The sequence below is a fragment of the Pseudomonas sp. Sample_24 genome, from assembly GCF_004307605.1.
Lineage (GTDB): Bacteria > Pseudomonadota > Gammaproteobacteria > Pseudomonadales > Pseudomonadaceae > Aquipseudomonas.
This window is the reverse complement of sequence record NZ_RCNW01000373.1, coordinates 1-1,663: the sequence shown is the minus strand read 5'-3', so window position 1 is coordinate 1,663 and position 1,663 is coordinate 1. Positions and strand designations below refer to the sequence as shown.

Genomic DNA, 1,663 nt, shown 5'->3' with positions numbered 1-1,663 from the left:
CGCGGAACACGCCTTCGAGTTCCTGGATGATCTTGCCGTTGCCGCGAACCGGGCCATCGAGGCGCTGCAGGTTGCAGTTGATGACGAAGATCAGATTGTCGAGCTTCTCGCGGCCAGCCAGCGAGATCGCGCCCAGGGATTCCGGCTCGTCGCACTCGCCGTCACCCAGGAAGCACCAGACTTTCTGCTTGCCGGCAGGAATGAAGCCGCGGGCTTCCAGGTACTTCATGAAGCGTGCCTGGTAGATCGCCTGGATCGGGCCCAGACCCATGGATACGGTCGGGAACTGCCAGAAGTCAGGCATCAGCCAAGGGTGCGGGTAGGACGACAGGCCCTGACCGTCGACTTCCTGGCGGAAGTTGTTCATCTGCTCTTCGGTGATGCGGCCTTCCATGAATGCACGGGCGTAAACGCCTGGCGAGGTGTGGCCCTGGAAGTAGATCAGGTCGCCGCCGTGTTCATCGGTCGGGGCCTGGAAGAAGTAGTTGAAGCCGATGTCATACAGGGTCGCACTGGAAGCGAAGCTGGAGATGTGACCACCCAGGTCAGAATCTTTCAGGTTCGTACGCATTACCATGGCCATCGCGTTCCAGCGTACCAGCGAGCGAATGCGGCGTTCCATGAACAGGTCGCCAGGCATGCGTGCTTCGTGGGTAACCGGGATGGTGTTGCGGTAAGGCGTGGTGATGGCGTAAGGCAACTGCGAACCGCTGCGGGTCGCGAGTTCACCCATACGGGTCATCAGATAGTGAGCACGGTCTTCGCCTTCTTTGTCGAGAACCGATTCCAGGGCGTCCAGCCATTCCTGGGTTTCGACGGGATCGAGGTCTTGCATGGCTTGCTCCAGGGCGGAAAGGCTTCCAGAATCGGTTGCCTGAGTTTGCGACTGGCCTTGTGGGCAGACGATTTAAAATTCTTGGATTGCCGACAGGTTGTTCCGGCGGCGTGTAGTTTTACTACAAATCTTCCGGCATTTCAGCCTTTCGAATGTATAGACGAGTAGTAAAACTACAGATGAAAGGCTTGTGGCCTCCGACTGCGTTGTGAGAATAATCGTTAAGGCGGGTCGATTTCCATCCGAATAAGGTGAAAGTTTGATGCTGGATGCCAAAGAAAAAGAAATTTCAGCTATTTCTAACTTTTGTTCGACAGTCCTTCACGTAGCGGGTTTTCATCATTCACTACAAGCGGCCCTCAATACGCCGATCAAGGATAGACCATGACCCTGCCCGTGCTTGCCGAACTGCCCGCCATTCTCCTGCCGTTGGTCAGCCGATCCGAGCAGTCGTTCCGTACGTCCGTCGCCGCCCTTGAAGACGATCACGGCCTGTCGAACTGGACGCCGGAGCGCTGGGCGCAATTCGCCCGCGTCAGCGCCGCCAGCGAATTTGTCATTGAACAGAGCATTCGTGACCCTTTGATGTTGTTGTCGCTGGTGGCGTCCGGCGAACTTGATCGAGCGTTTGCGCCCGGCGAGCTGTGCGCACAGATCGCCGCCGCTGTGAACGCCGCGCAGAGCGAGGACGAACTAGGCCGCGCCTTGCGCCGCCAGCGCGCACGCCATCAGGTGCGAATCATCTGGCGCGACCTGACCCGCCAGGCCGATCTGGTGCAGACCTGCCGCGACCTCTCGGACATGGCCGACGCTACCATCGATCAGGCT

At 58.5% G+C, this 1,663-nt stretch carries 1 protein-coding gene and 2 pseudogenes; 2 read left to right on the top strand and 1 reads right to left on the bottom strand.

Translation table 11 applies throughout. The annotated features are described in order from the left end of the window. Positions 1-835 (bottom strand): annotated as a pseudogene (locus D8V06_RS21220) (pyruvate dehydrogenase (acetyl-transferring), homodimeric type); the annotation flags it as partial. 262 nt (positions 836-1,097) lie between these two features. Between D8V06_RS21220 and D8V06_RS31040 the strand changes: the two are divergent. Both D8V06_RS31040 and D8V06_RS21215 read left to right on the top strand, forming a co-directional pair. Beyond that, on the top strand, positions 1,098-1,223 hold the full coding sequence (locus tag D8V06_RS31040; protein ID WP_277751309.1) for a hypothetical protein: 126 nt from the start codon (positions 1,098-1,100) through the stop codon (positions 1,221-1,223). Continuing rightward, positions 1,220-1,663: pseudogene (locus D8V06_RS21215) on the top strand (bifunctional glutamine synthetase adenylyltransferase/deadenyltransferase); the annotation flags it as partial. The gene D8V06_RS31040 and the pseudogene D8V06_RS21215, both read left to right, overlap by 4 nt.

Coding starts and splice junctions, on each gene's coding strand:
- D8V06_RS31040 (WP_277751309.1), top strand. CDS start 1,098: ATGCTGGATGCCAAAGAAAAAGAAATTTCAGCTATTTCTAACTTTTGT.